This is a genomic window from Chryseobacterium pyrolae (assembly GCF_025153485.1).
GTDB lineage: Bacteria > Bacteroidota > Bacteroidia > Flavobacteriales > Weeksellaceae > Chryseobacterium > Chryseobacterium antibioticum.
Map to the genome: position 1 here is coordinate 186,834 of NZ_JANZQH010000006.1, position 16,629 is coordinate 203,462.

A 16,629-nucleotide genomic window follows, 5' to 3' on the forward strand; every position below is an offset into this window, starting at 1 on the left:
GTACCCTCTTCCGATTTTTTTTGCTTTTCAGCTAAAAACAGATCCTTGTCAATGCATTTCTGCCATTCATCAAATAAAGTTTTATCCGGCTTGTGATAGTTGTTGTTTTGCATCACATTATTAACAGCAATTTATGAAACAGCAGTTTTTAGCATTAAGCTCACTTTTATTATGTATTACCTGTTCGGTAGAAACCAAGGCCCAGCAGAACCCGGCTTTCCATATCGGGATCAAAGGTGGCGCCAGTTTTACAAAAACCTCAACGGAATCCTCAGCACTGGAAGGGAAATACGGCTTCGGCTATCAGGGAGGAATTATGACCAGAATGGATATCGGAAGTCTTTATGTACAGGGAGAGGCGTTATTCAACAAAAGAAAAACATCGTTTGACACTAAGGATGGAACTTCAGCAAAACTAAGCTGGAATTCTGTTGATATTCCGATCGTGATCGGTTATAAACTCGTCAATACGAAAGATTTTAATGTAAGAGCATTTGCGGGAGGCGTTTACAGCTATGCTTTTAAGAACAATCTTTCCACCTCAAAAGCCCTGCAGGAAGGCTTTAAAAGCTTTGATAAATCGAATATTGGAATCACAGGAGGTGTGGGTGTAGATTATAAAAATTTCACGGCAGACCTCAGATATGAAACGGGACTTTCAAGCATCAGCAAAGAGTTTAAGTCTAAGCCTCACAGTTTGACACTGGGAATAGGATATTTCTTATTCTAAAAACTTAAATTATCTTTACCTATTAGAAACTGCGCCCTGCAGTTTCTAATTTTTTATCAATCTGCTTTACCCTTCTCCATGACAAAACCTTTTATTTTAAGAGAATATATTTTTGTTAGTCTTTTCTGGCTCGTTTTTGCAGCGGCTGTGTACATCAACTTTCAAGCTACTTCTGACAAACCATCTGCTGTATTTCAAACGATCGCTCTTGTCATTACTTCTTTTATTTTCACTCATTTTCTTACGACAAGACTCCTTCCTAAAGCTTTACGAGCAAAAAAGATGAAATTATTTCTGATTCAGGCAACAGGCGTTATTCTTTTATTGAGCTTTATTTATTCTTTGATTTTCACTTATATTGAAGTGAGCTCAAAAAACCAGCTTCCTCCTAATTTTACTGATCATTTTCCTTTTTTATGGAAAGGGTTTTATCTTGCACTTCCTGCTTCTTTTTTGATCAACGGATCTGCTTGCGGCATCAAATTTTATCAGGAACACGGAAGGATAGAACGGGATCACATTTTGCTGCAACAGGCTCATCTGGAAAATCAACTTAAGTTATTACAGGATCAGATCAATCCTCATGTGGTCTTCAATATTCTGAACCACATTCATATTCTGATGAAAACGGATACTCAGCTTGCGGATTATTTATTGCTTAAATTTTCTGATATTCTACGTTATCAGTTGTATCACTGCAGCCAAAATGTGGTGCCTCTGGCTCAGGATATTGAACATCTTCAAAATCTGGTAGAAGTGGAGAAATTAAGATGGGGCAATGAACTGGAGGTGAATGCTGATTGGAACATCGGAAATAAGAGATCATTTATTGCTCCTCTCCTGTTGGTTCCCTTCATCGAAAATGCATTCAAATATGTCTGCAGGCTCCCTGGCCATAAGGGTTATGTGAAAATTTCATGTATGGAAAAAGACCATTTTCTTGTCTTTAATGTCGAAAACTGTTATTCCGAACTGGCCACCTACAAAAAGAAGGAAGGATCTGGCGGAATCGGGCTTCAAAATGTACAAAAACGTTTAAAATTACAGTATCTGGATGCTCATGACCTTACCATTATGGCTGCTGATAATGTATACAAAATCACTTTAACCCTACAATTATCCGACAACAATGAGCAGTAATATCCCCAAAATGAAATGTCTGATCGTAGATGATGAGCCATTGGCAAGGTTTCACCTCAAAGAATTAGCAGATCAGATCGATTTTTTATTGGTTGAAGGTACTTGTGCGACGGCATTGGAAGCCGATACTATAGTCAAGGAAAAGGAAATTGATCTTCTTTTTCTGGATATCAACATGCCTTATTTAACGGGTCTTGAATTTCTGGAACAGCTTGAAAATCCACCTTTATGTATCCTCACCACTGCCTATTCTGAATACGCTTTGGAAGGATACAGGCTTCAGGTTGTAGATTATCTTCTGAAACCCATTGCTTTTAACCGTTTTTACCAGGCGGTCAATAAGGCGCAGCAGCAGTTTATCGTGTCTGAAAAGATGAGGAAAAATTCTCCTTTTGATGATCCTTTTCTCTACGTGAGGCAATCGGATAGCTTTATCAAGGTTTCCTGGGTAGACATTCTGTATATCGAAAGTATGCAGAACTACACAAAAATTCACTTTAAAGATAAGGCTCTGGTGATCCATCAGACGATGAAGGCTATTGAAGAATCCCTGCCTTCTGAGCATTTTTTCAGGATCCATAAATCTTTCCTGATCAATATCACCCACATCGATATGATCTCAGGCGGACGTCTGTTTATCAATAAAACAGAGCTTCCGATTTCCCGTACCCGAAAGGAGGAGCTGCTCAATCAGGTGGTGTACAAGAAGCTTATTAGCAAATAGAAAGGAAGAGGGAAGCTGGGAGTTATTGCTGTCGAAAATTAAATGATTGCCTTTTTCATTTGAATCTATAAGGATACTAATAATCAACAGACTAAAAGCAAATAATTTTGGATAGTCACTTCTATCTTCCTACTCCCATCTTCCATCTATGCTTTTAAGGCAAGTTCCACCTCAATGATACGGCTACATAAAATGTGCTGGCAAATTTGGGGTCTGCTATTTTTTTGTCTTTGAAAATACTGTTGATCTTTCTGTCGTTTTCATTAAAACTTCTCAGGAGAGCGGTTCCACCAGTAAGCCGAAGGCTCAGCTTATCATTTAGCTTTAATTCCGGTCTTATTCCTGCTGTAATCTGCTGGTACCCCAATAACATAGATTTTCCGTCTTTATTTCTTTCTACCGTCATCCCGCTGAGGTTTACCACCGCTTTCAGCGCAAATTTATCTGAAAACAGGTAGCCGGCTTCCATTCCTTCCGGGAAATTGATGTTCAATTTAATTTTTCCGTTGGTTTTCCAATCGAAATAAATCCACGGTAAGATCATAGGAACCCCAAAAGCAGTCGTCAGTACAGGACCTCCTCCAAGGGCCAGATTAGGATTAAAATGTCTGATAAACAAGACTCCACCCTGTCCCAGAATATCGTCAGAACTTATTTGCTCAAGATCTGTGTAAACGCCTACTGCTGCGGTCATCATCATGCTCCATTTTTTTCCCAAAGGTCTCATGTGCTGGATTCCGACCTGGGCATTCAGCATCTGATCAGGAAATAGCGGTCTTTCGTAGTCTTTATGCGCCATTTTTGCATAAGATCCACTCAACAGAAGTGACCAGGCTTTTATTCTTCCACTACTGTCTTTTTTCATTGATAACGGAATGCTGAGATTAAGATCGGCTCTTTTAAAATTGCTCTTAGAATTTGTTTTTGCACTGTCTTCGGGACGGATGTAACTGGAGAAAGGAATATACTCTGTTTTAAGCTCTCCGGATATTCCGGACTGCGCACTGACATAACATCCAAACAATCCGCAAACGGCTGCCAAAAGATTTCTCTTCATAATTTAAATTTTATGCAAAGAGATACCTTTGGAGGTCGTTTACAAAAATTACTTGATTAAGTGTTGGGATGGTATGACCAAACGGGGAAATGACAGGATCAAGGAAAATTATTAATCGTAAATAGCTTCCTAATGTCAAGATTTTTTCTCACCCTCCGCTATGGACTGAAAATCAAGCCTCTCCGGTCAATACGATTTATTCTGCTATATTTGTTAATTAAATTAAAATTACCGGATGCAGTTTAGAAATGACATACAGGGAATACGGGGCCTGGCTTTCTTATTGGTTTTTATTTTTCATTTAAATTATAACTGGCTTCCGGGAGGTTTCATTGGAGTGGATATTTTCTTTGTTATCTCAGGCTTTCTAATGACCTCTATCATCATCGGACAAAAAGACAATGCTGTTTTCAGCTTCTATGATTTTTACGTAAAGCGACTGAAAAGAATACTTCCTGCCTATCTTATTTTTATCATTGCAGTAGCCTCTGTCGGTTTTTTTATTTATCTGGACCGGGATTTCTGGATGTTCCAAAAATCTGTGGGCACCTCTGTTTTATTTATCTCTAATATACTGTTTTCCAGGGGAGATTCTTATTTTGGAAGCCGACTGGATGATAACCCTTTTCTCCACACATGGTCTCTTTCTATTGAAATGCAGTTCTATCTTTTGCTTCCATTGATTCTTATTTTTATAAAGAAGAAATATCTCCCTGCTGTAATCCTTCTGATTATTGCTGTTTTAACAGCGTATACTGACATTTCAATGTATGTAAGGAATGAAACGTCATCAAAATATTTTTCCCTTCCAGCCAGAATCCCGGAGTTCATGGTTGGAGCTTTTTACAGTCTTGTTTTGAGAAATAAAGTAAATTTTGGAAAGATGGGTAACCATATTTTTGCTTTTTTAAGTCTAGCTATATTATTGTTATCTGCATTTTTAATTGATAAAAATTCTTTTTTCCCCGGATCTTTAGCTTTGATACCAACAATTGCCACCGCCAATTTATTGGTTGCCAACAATAATTTTATATCCGATTTCTTTGCTAAAAAAGGGCCTTTATTTATCGGAGAACTGTCTTATTCTCTTTATCTGTGGCATTGGCCTATTATTGCTTTTATAAGATACTATAATGACGATTACCATCTGAATACACAAGAAATTATTTTCACCTGTATTCTTACGTTTACTTTAGCATGGCTTTCATATCGTCTTATTGAAAATTATTTTAGAAAAAAGGATAATTCTACCTTTTATCGCTACTCCATTTCAGGTGGTGTGCTATTAGTTCTTCTTACTTTCCTTCTTCCAAAAGTAGCTGAAATAAATAAAATTCCGGAAATATACACTTCTCCATCTTTCGGATTAGGCTCTAGTAATCAGAAGAAAACTGAAGTTTTTGGAAACAAAGATTTTAAGAATGACAAGATCCTTCTTATTGGCGACAGCCATGCTCTTGCCATTAAAGCGTTTTTAAATTACATAGGACAGCGAAACCATTTTTCTTTTTCAACTGTTACCACTGAGGGATTACCTGCTTTGAAGGGAATCAAGAGAAGCGAAATTGCATCTTATGGAATGAAATTTTATGACTCGTCCCAACAGTTTGCAGAATTTACGGAGCAAAATATTCATAAAAATAAAATCATTCTGATCAACTGCTCTTCTTTTATAAGCCCGATGTCCACTTATCAGTCTGTGGAAAAAATCGCAACCTCTTTAAAACCGGATCAGAAATTAATTGTATTCTCGACATTTCCTTCGGTTGATCTCGATCCTGTAAAGATTAACAGAGATTATATCAAACGAACATCAAGAACGTTCAAAGTTAAAATCCGTGAAGACAACAGAGCAGCTCTTAAAAAACTTGCAGCGGCACATAAAAATGTTTATTTCTATGATCTCTCCAAAAGCAAGGTCTTTAAAAATGCCCCGTTTTACAGGGATACTTTAATGTATTACAATCGTACCCATATTAATGATTATGGTTCTGTTTCTTTAGCTAAAGATCTGGAAAAAGATTTTATGTCTTTCTTTTCGCCTATACTTGCAAAAGAGCGACAATAAGCATCATCAAAAGATGGTTAAACAATAGATATTATACAGAAGCTTTTTTATTCTTAAATGAACGGTAAGCAAACCAAACGGCAATTAATGCAATGCCTGCACGTAAAATAACCATCGGCATGATGGAGTCTGCTTCTAAAAATCCCGCCAGTCCTGAAAGTAAAAAAGTAACCATCAACTGCATAAATCCCATCACAGCGGCGGCCGTACCACGTCCTTCTTTAAAAGGCGACAAAGCATGAGCGGAAGTAATAGGGAATAAAATTCCTATAGCCAGCAATGACAGATACAGCATCATAATTTCCAGTGCTACTGAAAGATTTCCTGCAGCAATAAGGATATGCAGACTGCATACGATCAACAATATAAGAGTCGCTGCCAATAAAAGCTTTGTATCGCTTATTCTCTTTATTAATTTAGGTGTAATATATGCTGCGGTTATTAAGGCTAATGAATTAAAGCCAAATATCAAACTGAAAGTCCCACTGGAGAACCCGTGAAGCTTCATAAATAAAAACGGGGCATTAGAAATATAAATGATCAGGGAAGCGAAGGCAATACTTCCAATCATCGTGCTGTTGATAAACTCTTTATTGGAAAGTATTGTTTTTAGATGATCCTTTAATCCTTTTTCATCTTCAGCATGATCAGAAAGCGTTGTTCTTGCATTGGTTTCGGGAACATATTTATATACCATTAACAGGGTTAAAATGCCCATTATGCTCAAAAAAGCAAATGAGCTGTTCCATCCCCAGAATTTGAGAAATACACTTCCCAATAGTGGAGCAACAATCGGGGCTATTCCACTGATCTGGGACTGCTGGGAAAAAATAGCTACAGATTTTTGTCTGTCGTAAAGATCAATAACGATGGCCCTTCCGATTACAATGCCCGCACTTCCGCCAAATGCCTGAAGAAAACGCATCGCCCACAGCACGTAAATATTTTCTGTAAAAAATATCGCTGTAGCGCCTACAATGAAGAGGAAAAGCCCACAATACAGCATGGGTTTACGTCCTGTCCTGTCAGACAAAGGTCCCCAAAGTAACTGTCCGAATGCAAATCCTGCAAAAAACACAGAAATTGAAATCTGAATATGTCCGATATCGGTTTGGAAAATCTGGGCCATGCTTGGAAAGGCGGGCAGATAAAGGTCTATACTCAGTGATTCCAGGGTGTTGAGTAGTGCCAGAATAAACACTACAATACTTAAGTTTCTCATAAAGGGGCTTAATCATTAAACGACCACACAGATCGTTTTTTCTCCCGGCAAAATTCCGGTAAAAAACAAAGCTTTTCAATATAAGAACTGAAGGAACACCAGCACAAACTGAGGATTATATTTTATGATTTTTATGAAAACTTATTATTTTAAAATGAATTTAAAAGAACTTTCTGAAGATTAAGCTTTTCCTTCTTTAAATCCCTCCGGATTCCGGCCGGTATGTTTTTTGAAGAAACGTGAGAAATAAGACGCGTCGCTGAATCCCAGTTTAAAAGCAATTTCTTTAACGGTTAACGCACCAAAACTAAGTTCTCTCTTAGCTTCCAAAATAAGTCTCTGAGCAATCATTTTTTTCACTGTCGTTCCTCTGGAAAGGCGTACAATATCATTGAGGTGATGGGTGCTTACTTTTATTTGATCCGCATAGAAACGGGTCTCTCTCTGGACAATATAATGCTCTTCTATTAAGCTTACCAACTTCTGAATGCGCTGTCTGTCATTAATTGAAGGATCCTGCCGTCCGATTTGTTCTGTGATAATGATGCAGAATGCCTTCAAATAGGTTTTTAATAAATCGACTCTTGATGCACCAATATATTCCTCTTCCATAAGCGAGATAATAGTATTGCATGTTTCTGCGCTTTGGGGACCTAAAGAAAAGGGACACGTTCCGCCTGTGAGAATTGTTTCGATATCGCAGGCTTCTTTAAATATCTCCCTGCTCACGGCAAGTACATAGCCTTTTTCACCTCTCAGTTTCATATTGAATACCTGTCCAGGTGCAATGATACAAATCTGGTTATTTTTAAGGGAGTGACTTTCAAAATCCAGTTCCAAACTGCTGTTTTCCCTGACATGGCTGAACCAAATGATTTCAAAGAAATTATGCCTGTGAACATCATTAAAATTTTCCGGATGTCCTGTATCAAGAGTCATCAGCTGAAATTGTTCAGAGCTGAGATGGTGAACGGGAATGTTTTTTTCTGATGAATTCATCGGTCAGCTTTTTATAGGGTAAACAAAAACCTCAGCAAAGAAATACTATTTAAAATAATTATTTAATAAATCGAAGTCTTTATTACTAATATTTCTCATATAAAGTGTATAAGATGTAGTTCCATTCTGGGATTCTATGCTCAACTTAGCCTCTGTAGTATTTATTTTTTTAAATTCTCTCAAGGTAAATTTATTAGAGGAAAAACCTTCTTTTTTACTTATATTGAATGGTCCATAATAAATTTTTATTGGAAAAAAGTTCCTATAATACATATAAACTTCGTCTTTCGAAAAATAAAATTTAACAAACGAAATATTTGTACCCTGATCTAAAAATCCTGTATAATTATATGTTGGGGTTCTTAAATCTTCTGTAGATACTAAGCTCGAAAGATTTACTCCTTCAGGATCATGTATTTTTTTTATATAATTCATAACACCCAAAGTAAATAATACAAGTGATAAACAACCCAGCTCCCATTCATACTTAATCTTTAGTATATTTCTAGTACTCAACTGAAATAGTGAAAAACACAAAAGAATCAAAAAGATTATAATATAGGGCAAAACATCAATGTTATTAATTTTAACTTTAAACATCTTAGATTAATTTTTGAATTTAATTTTATCTACAATTTTAAGCCATCTCCCTAAGGGAATAGTAATTTTCGTTCCTAATTTTGCACAATACTGAACTTTCTTTATAAACGCTAAAATATGAGCAGTTTTCACCAAAAAGTTCAAGAACTGGCACAAGAAATAAGCAACACATCCGTGATTACAACAATAAAAGAATCAGATTTAATTTAAAAGAAACGAATCCAGCATAATACCTAATTCATTTCTTATCAAAAATATTATTATGTCTAAATTTTTGAGTGCAACTTAAAAAACTACAATATTGTGGTGATTCTTATTATTGACTTAAAATTATAGACTTCGTATGTTAAAAATATTCCTCTAACATATCAAAGCTCATTAACATCAACTATGTTGTATTTTCCGTATTTTGATAAAATGGACGTTTGAAAATCATCAATATTAAAATCAGAATAATTTACAAAAATTGCAGATTTAAGATCTAGCCTATATATTTTATTAATTTTAATATTATAAGGATCAATACAGTTTTTAATTTTAATTTGTTCTATTACACTATTCATTTTTATAGAATTGTCGAACCGTACCAATTCACAGTAAAAAATATTATCCTTTTTATCGTTGAATAAACTGATCGCCTTCTCCAAATAGTAATCATTTTCTTTACAATCGATTTTACACCGTTCTGTATATATTTTAACAAAATTTAAAGGGTCTACATTGCTTGAATCAACGGAGTAATTATTATAATATTTTTTATAAATGTTAAGACTAAAATCTTTATACTCTACTTTTTGGAAGCTATTCTCTTTTACATCTTTACAAGACATAAGACAGACAAAAATTAGTAAGATGTATTTAATCATTATTTTGTTTTTTATACTCTAAGTTATCAATTCTTGTTCCCCTATATTACTTACGATCTTTCCAACGATCTTTTTTTGACGTGAATAATATTTAGCGGCACTAATGTAAAGTTCTTGAAGTTTAGCCTCTAATCCATTAGCTGTAAAAACTCTAGCACACCGATATCTTCAACAAAAACCTTGGCAAAAAAATGCTGGGATATCTGCTGATTAGCTGTTTGATTGTTTTTTATAAATGTAGAAAATTTATTTGCTTTATGAAAAGATCAGCACCTTTTAAATTTCGACCATTTTACCCGTCCCTGCCTACGAGAGCATACTTCGCATAAAGGATTCTCAAGAAGCTACCAAAAACTTACCTTACAAAGAAAAAATTTAAAGACTTCTTTAATGAAAATGTAGCTGCTTTATAAAACACAAAACCACCGCTATTGCAGTGGCTTTTGTTTTACTATAGCTCAAAGTCACAGACTTTGCGCAGCGGGGGTTCTTCTTCTAAATTTCATGAGAAAAAAGAAAAGAGCCGAAAATTAGGAAGTTGACACTAACATAGCATCTTCTATTTCCCAATAATTATCATGCAATCTTAGTTTAAATATAGCATTTCTACCGTAATAATCTTTTTTTATACGATGGTCAACAAAAACTAATGCACTTCTTTTAGAAGGATCAAATACAATCTCTGAAAAATAGACAACACCTATCTCACATTCATTTGTATGTTTATCATACTCTGCCAGATCTAGAACTTTTGCGGTACACAAATTAAATTGATTTGCTTTTATAGAACTTCGTATGCTTAAATTTTTAATATCTGGACTATTAGAAAAGTCTTTAAAAGAATCCTTCGTTCTGATTATGCGTCTTAAATAAACCTCGGTATTATCTGTCCCGAAATATGTATTTTTATTTTTAGTAGAATCTATATACAAATTGCAAAATTTTTCAGGATGATTAAAAAGTTCGTTGTGCGCTTTTGTCTTCTCTTCGATATATAAATCATCATCATGAACTCTTAAACTATCAAAATATCTTTTTTCACCTAAATAATCTTCTCTAAAAAAATAAGGTATCAACTGATCTGTTAAATCATTATATAGTTTTACATTAGTATCGGTAGATTGACTTACACATTTTTTCATTTCCTCCTTACAATTCGTAATTAATAAAGAGGATAATAAAATCATAACTATTTTAGTTTTAAAATTCATACTATTTGGAAATTTTAGATTAATAACATCCTCTTTAACGATTTCCTGTTCGCAAATTATCTTTTGGTTTTTTATAAATATCTAAAATAGATGGCTTTTTTTCTGATTTCAAGTCCCTGATTTCACGTTGTTGCCTAAAATCTTTTGCAGCATTATTCCTCCTAAATCCATCAAACTTTTCACTAATTATATCACGATCAGAAGCAGAAAATTGAAGATCTGTTCCAAAATAAATAATTTCCCAATTATCTCCTATATCACCCTTAACACCTTTTGATTTAAGACTCTTCTTAAAAAGTGGGTCCTTTTCCTTGGAAACATGGTCAATTGCATAGTCTGCCCAATGACCACCTTCATGAATTATAATTTCTGCTAAATTATCAATATACTTTTTATTTCCTTTATTTTTTGAAACCGTGTTTACTACGCCAGAATCTATTTTAATAACATTGGGATCATCTTGATCAAAATTCCCCAAATCAAGTAAACTTTCATTCATTATAACAGTGGGTCCATCTCCATCTTTGAGCATTGTCTGTATCATTTTATCATCTACACCAAATTTCTCTTTAAACGCTCCTCGAAATTCTGAATCTCGAAACACCGCTTTTATAGTTTTTATTGCCTCTTTATATAATCTTTTTTGCTCTCTCGTAGCATTTGCTGGTAATCTAAAATTTCCATCAGGATCAATGAAATTTATTGGATGATTAAGAGCGTAAATATAAGGACTAAAAGATGGATAGTCTTCTGCTAATGGGTCCACATTTAACCAAAGACTCACCCTAGGGTTATAATACCTCGCTCCATAATAGTAATACCCTGTTTCAGCATCAAGTTCCTCACCATTAAACTTATAAGGGCTCTGGTTACTGTTTCTGTGGTTTTCTACAAAGGTTTCACCACTTGGGAAGTATTCTATATTCTGGGTTACTTCACCGTCTAAACCTGTAATATAACTGCTAGAACCTAAATGATCCGGATGAAACCAATAGATTTCCTTCTCTTTATCTCCTGCATAATAGTTTAAAAAACCACCGCATTTTATGCAGTGTTTTTTTACTATATCCATAATCAAATAATAAATCTATCCATTCTGTTGATTGCCTAAAAAAGCATCCCAACCTTGTGCCGTAAGAGGAACCAATTGATTAGATCCTCTTGCCACCATATAATTCCCTTCTTCATTTTCTACGGCATGACCAATGATGGTAAAATCAGGATGATTTTTAATTTTATCAAAATCACCCGGAGAAATGGTGAACAGTAGTTCATAATCTTCACCACCGCTTAATGCAGTCATTACCGGGTTAAGATTCATTTCATCCGCTGTAGAGATCGTAAGATTGTCCATCGGGATCTTTTCTTCATACAGTCTGAAACCTGTTTTTGACTGATCAGAAAGATGCAGAATCTCAGACGCCAGGCCATCAGAAATGTCAATCATCGATGTGGGTTTAATATCCAGTTGTTCAAGAATGGTTTTAACATCGGTTCTCGCTTCAGGTTTAAGCTGTCTCTCCAGGATATAATCGTAGCCTTCCATTTCCGGTTGCATATTAGGATCAGCAAGGAAAACAGCATGTTCTCTTTCAAGAATCTGAAGCCCCATATAGGCACCGCCAAGATCTCCACTTACAACCAGAAGGTCATTGGGTTTTGCCCCGCTTCTTTTTACAATATTCTCTTCACTTTCAATTCCGACAGCCGTGATACTCATCACAAGTCCGGAATTTGAGCTTGTGGTATCTCCTCCAATAAGGTCAACTTTATATCTTGCACACGCAGCCTGAATTCCGGAATAAATTTCTTCCAAAGCTTCCACAGGAAAACGACTGGAAACAGCCAGAGAAACCAAAATCTGGGTAGGTACAGCGTTCATGGCCGCAACATCACTCAGGTTCACGACTACAGCTTTGTACCCTAAATGCTTTAATGGAACATAGCCCAGGTTAAAATGAACGCCTTCTGCAAGAACATCCGTGGTAAGAACTACTTTTTTATTTCCAGGGTTAATGACAGCAGCATCATCTCCCACTCCAAGTTCCGAAGACTCGTTGGACAGGGGGAAATATTGTGTCAAATGCTTTATAAGTCCGAACTCCCCTAATTTCGAGATGGGAGTCAGTTCCGGTGATTTATCTTCAAACATATTTTAATTTATAAGTGATGATTGATAGATGATAAATGATTTTTGAAGATGTTTATATTCTATCAATCATCATTTATCTCTTATCATGTATTAGTTAAATTCTGCCGGATCAACATTATCAGGACGGAACGGAAGTTTTTTGAAATCTTCTCTGCTCATCACGATGGTTTCAGGGCTTTTGTATTTGTTCATTGCTTCTACCACATCATCCGGCGGGGTGGTCATCTTTCTCAGCATCATATCGATCCATACGCCTGTGGCCTCCGCTGTCGCACAATGTACGCCATCCGGGGTGTAGAATTTATGGACAAATCTGTAAATCGAAGAGTCTTCCGAACATCCGTCGATCTCCAGACTCACAATCACGGTTTGGTCTGCATAGATCTCTTTGAAGAAGGAATATCTTTCGTGCATAATTACAGGGCCTATTCCCCATCTGCTTAACTGGGTAACGCCCATCTTTTCTTTGGTCATAAAGGCCATTCTGGACTGGGCACAATACTGAACATATGATGAATTGGCTAAGTGCTTGTTGGCATCAAGGTCACTCCAGCGTACTTCGAATTTATGGTAAAAAATCATTTAAAAATCGTTTTTAGTATGATCAAATTATATTCTCCAAAATTACTCAAATAAGATGGTTTATAAAAATTGTACTTTTGAAAAAATAATCTTCAGCATAGGATTACAAATACATGAAACAGATCATCATTATCGGAGGCGGTGCAGCAGGCTTTTTCTGTGCCTCGAATCTCAACGAAAAAAAATACAATATCACCATCCTGGAGCAGAACTCGGATGTACTTCAGAAAGTAAAAATATCAGGTGGCGGGCGTTGCAACGTAACCCATGCCTGTTTTGATCCCAGAGAACTGGTTCAGTTTTATCCGCGGGGCAACAAGGAATTATTAAGTGTTTTCACCAAATTTCAGCCTGGTGACACCATGGAATGGTTTGATCAACGTCATGTTCCCCTGAAAATTGAAAATGATAACAGAACGTTTCCGGAAAGCAATTCTTCACAGACCATCATCAATACTTTCCTGAATGAAGTTCAAAATAAGAAAGTAGAGGTCAAAACGAAATGTTCTGTAAAAGAGATCGAAAAACAGGATGAAAAATATCTTGTCAAGACCAGCTTGGGAGACTTTGAGGCAGATTATATCGTTTACACGACTGGAAGTTCTCCAAAATCATTGAAAATCATAGAAAATTTGGGTCATAAAATTATTGACCTTGTTCCTTCTCTTTTCACATTCAACATTAAAGATGAGTTATTACATGATATTCCCGGAACCAGCTTTGAAAATGCGGAAATTTCAATTCCTGCTCTAAAAACTGAAGAAAGCGGTCCTTTGCTGATCACTCATTGGGGGCTATCGGGACCTGCTATTCTGAAAATATCAGCCTGGGAAGCGATAAGTCTTGCCCAATCGAAGTATCAATTTGAAATTGAAGTAAATTTTATTTCGAAATCTATGGATGAAGCGGAAGAAAGCTTTCAAAATTTCAGACAGTCAAATCCTAAAAAAACCATTGGGCAGGCAAAGATTTTTGACATTACCAACAGGTTCTGGCAGAAAATATTATCTGTTTCAAAAATTGATCTGAATAAACAAATCTCCAATATTTCAGCTAAAGAAATGCAGAAGATCCTTGATAACCTTTGCAGAAAAAAGCTGAAGGTTACAGGGAAATCTACTTTTAAAGATGAGTTCGTGACCGCAGGAGGTGTTGATTTAAAGGAAATTAACTTCAAAAACATGTCATCAAAGCTTCTTCCGAATTTTCATATTGCCGGCGAAGTTCTGAACATTGATGCGGTAACGGGAGGTTTTAATTTTCAGGCATGCTGGAGTGAGGGATGGCTGATTGCGCAACATTTAAATAATTTAAAGATATGAAAAAAATAGCTTTAGTGATCTTAATTTTAACCTCAGCAGCCGTATTTTCACAAACACAGGGTCCTGTGAAAGCTTCTGTGGAAGAACAAGCTGCCCAAATAGCCGATCAAACGGCAGAATACCCCGGGGGAGTCGGCGGCTTTAGAAAAACAGTCGGTCAAAAAATAAAAATAAGCCACATCAAAGGGGTAAGAGGAAAAATAGAGTCTTTCGCAAAGTTTTCGGTGAATATTAATGGTGAAATAGAAGACCTGACTGTAGCAGGTGAAAATAAAGAATTTAACAAAGAAGTTGAAAGAGCAATCCGATCTATGAAGACCAAATGGAAACCTGCAGAATATAAAGGAACTCCTGTAAAAATGTTATTTACGCTGCCTTTCATTGCCAATTTTGAATAAATAAAATGCTTACGTCCAAAAAACATATTCCAATCTTCTTAAGAACCCTTTTGATCATAGGATTCGGATATTTTTTTTGGTTGATGCTTAAAATTACCCTGGAATATATTCCCTTTGATCCTAATGTAAGCTTCCTGATGATCAAGCAAACGGAGGTTCAGGACAGACCAGAATATCTTCCTTTTTTCTATACGCATGTCTACACCAGTATTTTTGTATTGCTTTCCGGATTTCTGGCCATTCTAAGAAAAGATTTCGGTTTAAAAAGCTTTCATAGAAATATGGGTAAGATCTATATTTTTTTAATTCTCATCCTTGCTGCGCCATCAGGGATCTATATGGGCTATTTTGCCAACGGAGGTTTTCTTTCCAAAATTTCGTTCATTATTTTGGGATCCCTGTGGTGGTTCACCACTTATAAAGCCTATCAATCTGCAAGACAGAAAAGATTTAAAGAACACAAGCAGTGGATGTGGCGAAGCTTTGCCCTTACTTTATCTGCACTTACCTTACGCATCTGGAAAGTAATTATTGTATATTTATTCCATCCCAATCCTATGGATGTCTATCAGATTATTTCATGGCTGGGCTGGATTCCCAATATCCTTTTAATTGAATATTTAATTACAAAAAAACATCTATGAAAATTCTAAATTACACCCTTGCTTCTCTACTGGCAGTCTCTCTGCTCAGCTGTAAGAAAGACGGAAAAATAACCGAAACAGGAAAAGATTCTGTAATCGCAAAAAAGGATTCTGTGGTAATTCCCGAAATTCATAAAGAATATTACGGAATTTATATGGGTGACTTTGCCGGGAAGGAAATGATTACCCCAGAAGACGGTGAGCAATATGAGGATTTTGTCAATAAGAGAATTTCTCTGAAGATCAATAGGATAACCAAAGACAGTGTCTACGGACAAAGTATTGTCAATGGAAACCAGCGTCCTTTCAGAGGTGTTTTTAATGAAGGCACGAAATCTTTTATCCTGGATGAACCCGGAAATGATAAAACAGACGGTAGATTTGAAGTAAAACTAAGCGGCGACAGCATCACCGGAAAATGGAATGCTTTCAATAAAACGGCTGTAAAATCACCTTTAAAAACAATAAAATTATCCAAAAAAGAATTCGTTTACAATCCGAATTTTATGCTGGATGAAGATTCTGACCTCGTAGACTGGTCGAATCCGAAAAGTTTTGTTGAAAAATACAAAGACGAAGAAACAGGGAAAACGGAAAGCTATACTACTTCGAAAAACAGAGCCGCCTCTGATGCAATTTTTAAAATAAATGCCTCCAAGCAAAAACTGACAGAGAAAGAACTCAAAAATTTAAGAAAACTGGATCTGGAAATCATTAAAAACTCTGTTTTCGCAAGGCATGGCTATTCTTTCAAAAAGGAAACCTACAGATATTTCTTTGAGCAAACGGATTGGTATATTCCTGTTTCCAATAATGTAGACCAGGAACTTTCTCCTATGGAAAAAGAAAATGTGGCCTTACTTAATCGTTTCATCAAATACGCGGAAGATAAATATGACAGTTTCGGAAGATAA

At 35.9% G+C, this 16,629-nt stretch carries 17 protein-coding genes; 8 read left to right on the forward strand and 9 right to left on the reverse strand.

All coding sequences use genetic code 11. From position 1 onward, the window contains the following. The first annotated feature begins 133 nt into the window (after window positions 1-133). From NZD88_RS13920 to NZD88_RS13930, 3 genes are all read left to right on the forward strand, one after another. The gene (locus tag NZD88_RS13920) at window positions 134-730 is read left to right on the forward strand and encodes a porin family protein (protein ID WP_259829950.1); all 597 of its coding nucleotides are present in this window, start codon (window positions 134-136) and stop codon (window positions 728-730) included. Between the two features lie 78 nt (window positions 731-808). Then, window positions 809-1,870: a sensor histidine kinase gene (locus tag NZD88_RS13925; RefSeq protein WP_259829951.1), complete on the forward strand. Its 1,062-nt coding sequence runs from the start codon at window positions 809-811 to the stop codon at window positions 1,868-1,870. Then, a complete protein-coding gene (locus NZD88_RS13930) occupies window positions 1,860-2,594 on the forward strand; it encodes a LytR/AlgR family response regulator transcription factor (protein ID WP_169234330.1) in 735 nt (244 codons plus the stop codon). The genes NZD88_RS13925 and NZD88_RS13930 overlap by 11 nt, the downstream gene beginning before the upstream one ends. A gap of 154 nt (window positions 2,595-2,748) precedes the next feature. On the opposite strand, the gene NZD88_RS13935 is transcribed toward NZD88_RS13930, so the two are convergent. Beyond that, window positions 2,749-3,651 (reverse strand): DUF6268 family outer membrane beta-barrel protein, encoded by a 903-nt coding sequence (locus NZD88_RS13935; protein ID WP_259829952.1) that lies wholly within the window; start codon window positions 3,649-3,651, stop codon window positions 2,749-2,751. Between the two features lie 235 nt (window positions 3,652-3,886). On the opposite strand from NZD88_RS13935, the gene NZD88_RS13940 reads away from it, so the two are divergent. Continuing rightward, a complete protein-coding gene (locus NZD88_RS13940; RefSeq protein ID WP_259829954.1) occupies window positions 3,887-5,719 on the forward strand; it encodes an acyltransferase family protein in 1,833 nt (610 codons plus the stop codon). Window positions 5,720-5,750: 31 nt separating this feature from the next. Here the strand turns inward: NZD88_RS13940 and NZD88_RS13945 are convergent, their stop codons facing one another. From NZD88_RS13945 to NZD88_RS13980, 8 genes are all read right to left on the reverse strand, one after another. Beyond that, on the reverse strand, window positions 5,751-6,941 hold the full coding sequence (locus NZD88_RS13945) for a multidrug effflux MFS transporter (protein WP_259829955.1): 1,191 nt from the start codon (window positions 6,939-6,941) through the stop codon (window positions 5,751-5,753). Window positions 6,942-7,121: 180 nt separating this feature from the next. Continuing rightward, window positions 7,122-7,940: a helix-turn-helix domain-containing protein gene (locus NZD88_RS13950; RefSeq protein WP_259829957.1), complete on the reverse strand. Its 819-nt coding sequence runs from the start codon at window positions 7,938-7,940 to the stop codon at window positions 7,122-7,124. Window positions 7,941-7,985: 45 nt separating this feature from the next. After that, complete coding sequence (locus NZD88_RS13955; protein ID WP_259829958.1) at window positions 7,986-8,540, reverse strand: hypothetical protein; 555 nt, start codon at window positions 8,538-8,540, stop codon at window positions 7,986-7,988. A 368-nt stretch (window positions 8,541-8,908) separates the two neighbouring features. After that, complete coding sequence (locus tag NZD88_RS13960; protein ID WP_259829959.1) at window positions 8,909-9,406, reverse strand: hypothetical protein; 498 nt, start codon at window positions 9,404-9,406, stop codon at window positions 8,909-8,911. Between the two features lie 530 nt (window positions 9,407-9,936). Then, window positions 9,937-10,617 (reverse strand): hypothetical protein, encoded by a 681-nt coding sequence (locus tag NZD88_RS13965; RefSeq protein WP_259829961.1) that lies wholly within the window; start codon window positions 10,615-10,617, stop codon window positions 9,937-9,939. Window positions 10,618-10,651: 34 nt separating this feature from the next. Continuing rightward, window positions 10,652-11,689 carry an RHS repeat domain-containing protein gene (locus NZD88_RS13970; protein WP_259829962.1) on the reverse strand — a complete coding sequence of 346 codons (1,038 nt, stop codon included), beginning with the start codon at window positions 11,687-11,689 and terminating at the stop codon, window positions 10,652-10,654. 15 nt (window positions 11,690-11,704) lie between these two features. Next, window positions 11,705-12,769, reverse strand: a complete 1,065-nt coding sequence (gene thiL / locus NZD88_RS13975) for a thiamine-phosphate kinase (RefSeq protein WP_259829963.1) — start codon at window positions 12,767-12,769, stop codon at window positions 11,705-11,707. Window positions 12,770-12,859: 90 nt separating this feature from the next. Continuing rightward, window positions 12,860-13,351 carry an acyl-CoA thioesterase gene (locus NZD88_RS13980; protein ID WP_169236891.1) on the reverse strand — a complete coding sequence of 164 codons (492 nt, stop codon included), beginning with the start codon at window positions 13,349-13,351 and terminating at the stop codon, window positions 12,860-12,862. Between the two features lie 113 nt (window positions 13,352-13,464). On the opposite strand from NZD88_RS13980, the gene NZD88_RS13985 reads away from it, so the two are divergent. Genes NZD88_RS13985 through NZD88_RS14000 form a run of 4 tightly spaced genes read left to right on the forward strand, consistent with a single transcriptional unit; the run spans window position 13,465 to window position 16,629 of the window. After that, complete coding sequence (locus tag NZD88_RS13985) at window positions 13,465-14,673, forward strand: BaiN/RdsA family NAD(P)/FAD-dependent oxidoreductase (RefSeq protein ID WP_259829964.1); 1,209 nt, start codon at window positions 13,465-13,467, stop codon at window positions 14,671-14,673. Continuing rightward, window positions 14,670-15,071: an energy transducer TonB gene (locus tag NZD88_RS13990; protein WP_259829965.1), complete on the forward strand. Its 402-nt coding sequence runs from the start codon at window positions 14,670-14,672 to the stop codon at window positions 15,069-15,071. The genes NZD88_RS13985 and NZD88_RS13990 overlap by 4 nt, the downstream gene beginning before the upstream one ends. 5 nt (window positions 15,072-15,076) lie before the next feature. Next, window positions 15,077-15,715, forward strand: coding sequence for a DUF2306 domain-containing protein (locus tag NZD88_RS13995; protein WP_259829966.1), 639 nt, complete (start codon window positions 15,077-15,079; stop codon window positions 15,713-15,715). Continuing rightward, the gene (locus NZD88_RS14000; protein WP_259829967.1) at window positions 15,712-16,629 is read left to right on the forward strand and encodes a YARHG domain-containing protein; all 918 of its coding nucleotides are present in this window, start codon (window positions 15,712-15,714) and stop codon (window positions 16,627-16,629) included. The genes NZD88_RS13995 and NZD88_RS14000 overlap by 4 nt, the downstream gene beginning before the upstream one ends.

Bases quoted from the DNA above. Each gene is read 5' to 3' on its own strand.
- NZD88_RS13970 (WP_259829962.1), bottom strand. From the start codon at position 11,689: ATGGATATAGTAAAAAAACACTGCATAAAATGCGGTGGTTTTTTAAAC.
- NZD88_RS13955 (WP_259829958.1), bottom strand. From the start codon at position 8,540: ATGTTTAAAGTTAAAATTAATAACATTGATGTTTTGCCCTATATTATA.
- NZD88_RS13945 (WP_259829955.1), bottom strand. From the start codon at position 6,941: ATGAGAAACTTAAGTATTGTAGTGTTTATTCTGGCACTACTCAACACC.
- NZD88_RS13920 (WP_259829950.1), top strand. From the start codon at position 134: ATGAAACAGCAGTTTTTAGCATTAAGCTCACTTTTATTATGTATTACC.
- NZD88_RS13995 (WP_259829966.1), top strand. From the start codon at position 15,077: ATGCTTACGTCCAAAAAACATATTCCAATCTTCTTAAGAACCCTTTTG.
- NZD88_RS13985 (WP_259829964.1), top strand. From the start codon at position 13,465: ATGAAACAGATCATCATTATCGGAGGCGGTGCAGCAGGCTTTTTCTGT.
- NZD88_RS13965 (WP_259829961.1), bottom strand. From the start codon at position 10,617: ATGAATTTTAAAACTAAAATAGTTATGATTTTATTATCCTCTTTATTA.
- thiL (WP_259829963.1), bottom strand. From the start codon at position 12,769: ATGTTTGAAGATAAATCACCGGAACTGACTCCCATCTCGAAATTAGGG.
- NZD88_RS14000 (WP_259829967.1), top strand. From the start codon at position 15,712: ATGAAAATTCTAAATTACACCCTTGCTTCTCTACTGGCAGTCTCTCTG.
- NZD88_RS13990 (WP_259829965.1), top strand. From the start codon at position 14,670: ATGAAAAAAATAGCTTTAGTGATCTTAATTTTAACCTCAGCAGCCGTA.
- NZD88_RS13925 (WP_259829951.1), top strand. From the start codon at position 809: ATGACAAAACCTTTTATTTTAAGAGAATATATTTTTGTTAGTCTTTTC.
- NZD88_RS13940 (WP_259829954.1), top strand. From the start codon at position 3,887: ATGCAGTTTAGAAATGACATACAGGGAATACGGGGCCTGGCTTTCTTA.
- NZD88_RS13980 (WP_169236891.1), bottom strand. From the start codon at position 13,351: ATGATTTTTTACCATAAATTCGAAGTACGCTGGAGTGACCTTGATGCC.
- NZD88_RS13930 (WP_169234330.1), top strand. From the start codon at position 1,860: ATGAGCAGTAATATCCCCAAAATGAAATGTCTGATCGTAGATGATGAG.
- NZD88_RS13935 (WP_259829952.1), bottom strand. From the start codon at position 3,651: ATGAAGAGAAATCTTTTGGCAGCCGTTTGCGGATTGTTTGGATGTTAT.
- NZD88_RS13960 (WP_259829959.1), bottom strand. From the start codon at position 9,406: ATGATTAAATACATCTTACTAATTTTTGTCTGTCTTATGTCTTGTAAA.
- NZD88_RS13950 (WP_259829957.1), bottom strand. From the start codon at position 7,940: ATGAATTCATCAGAAAAAAACATTCCCGTTCACCATCTCAGCTCTGAA.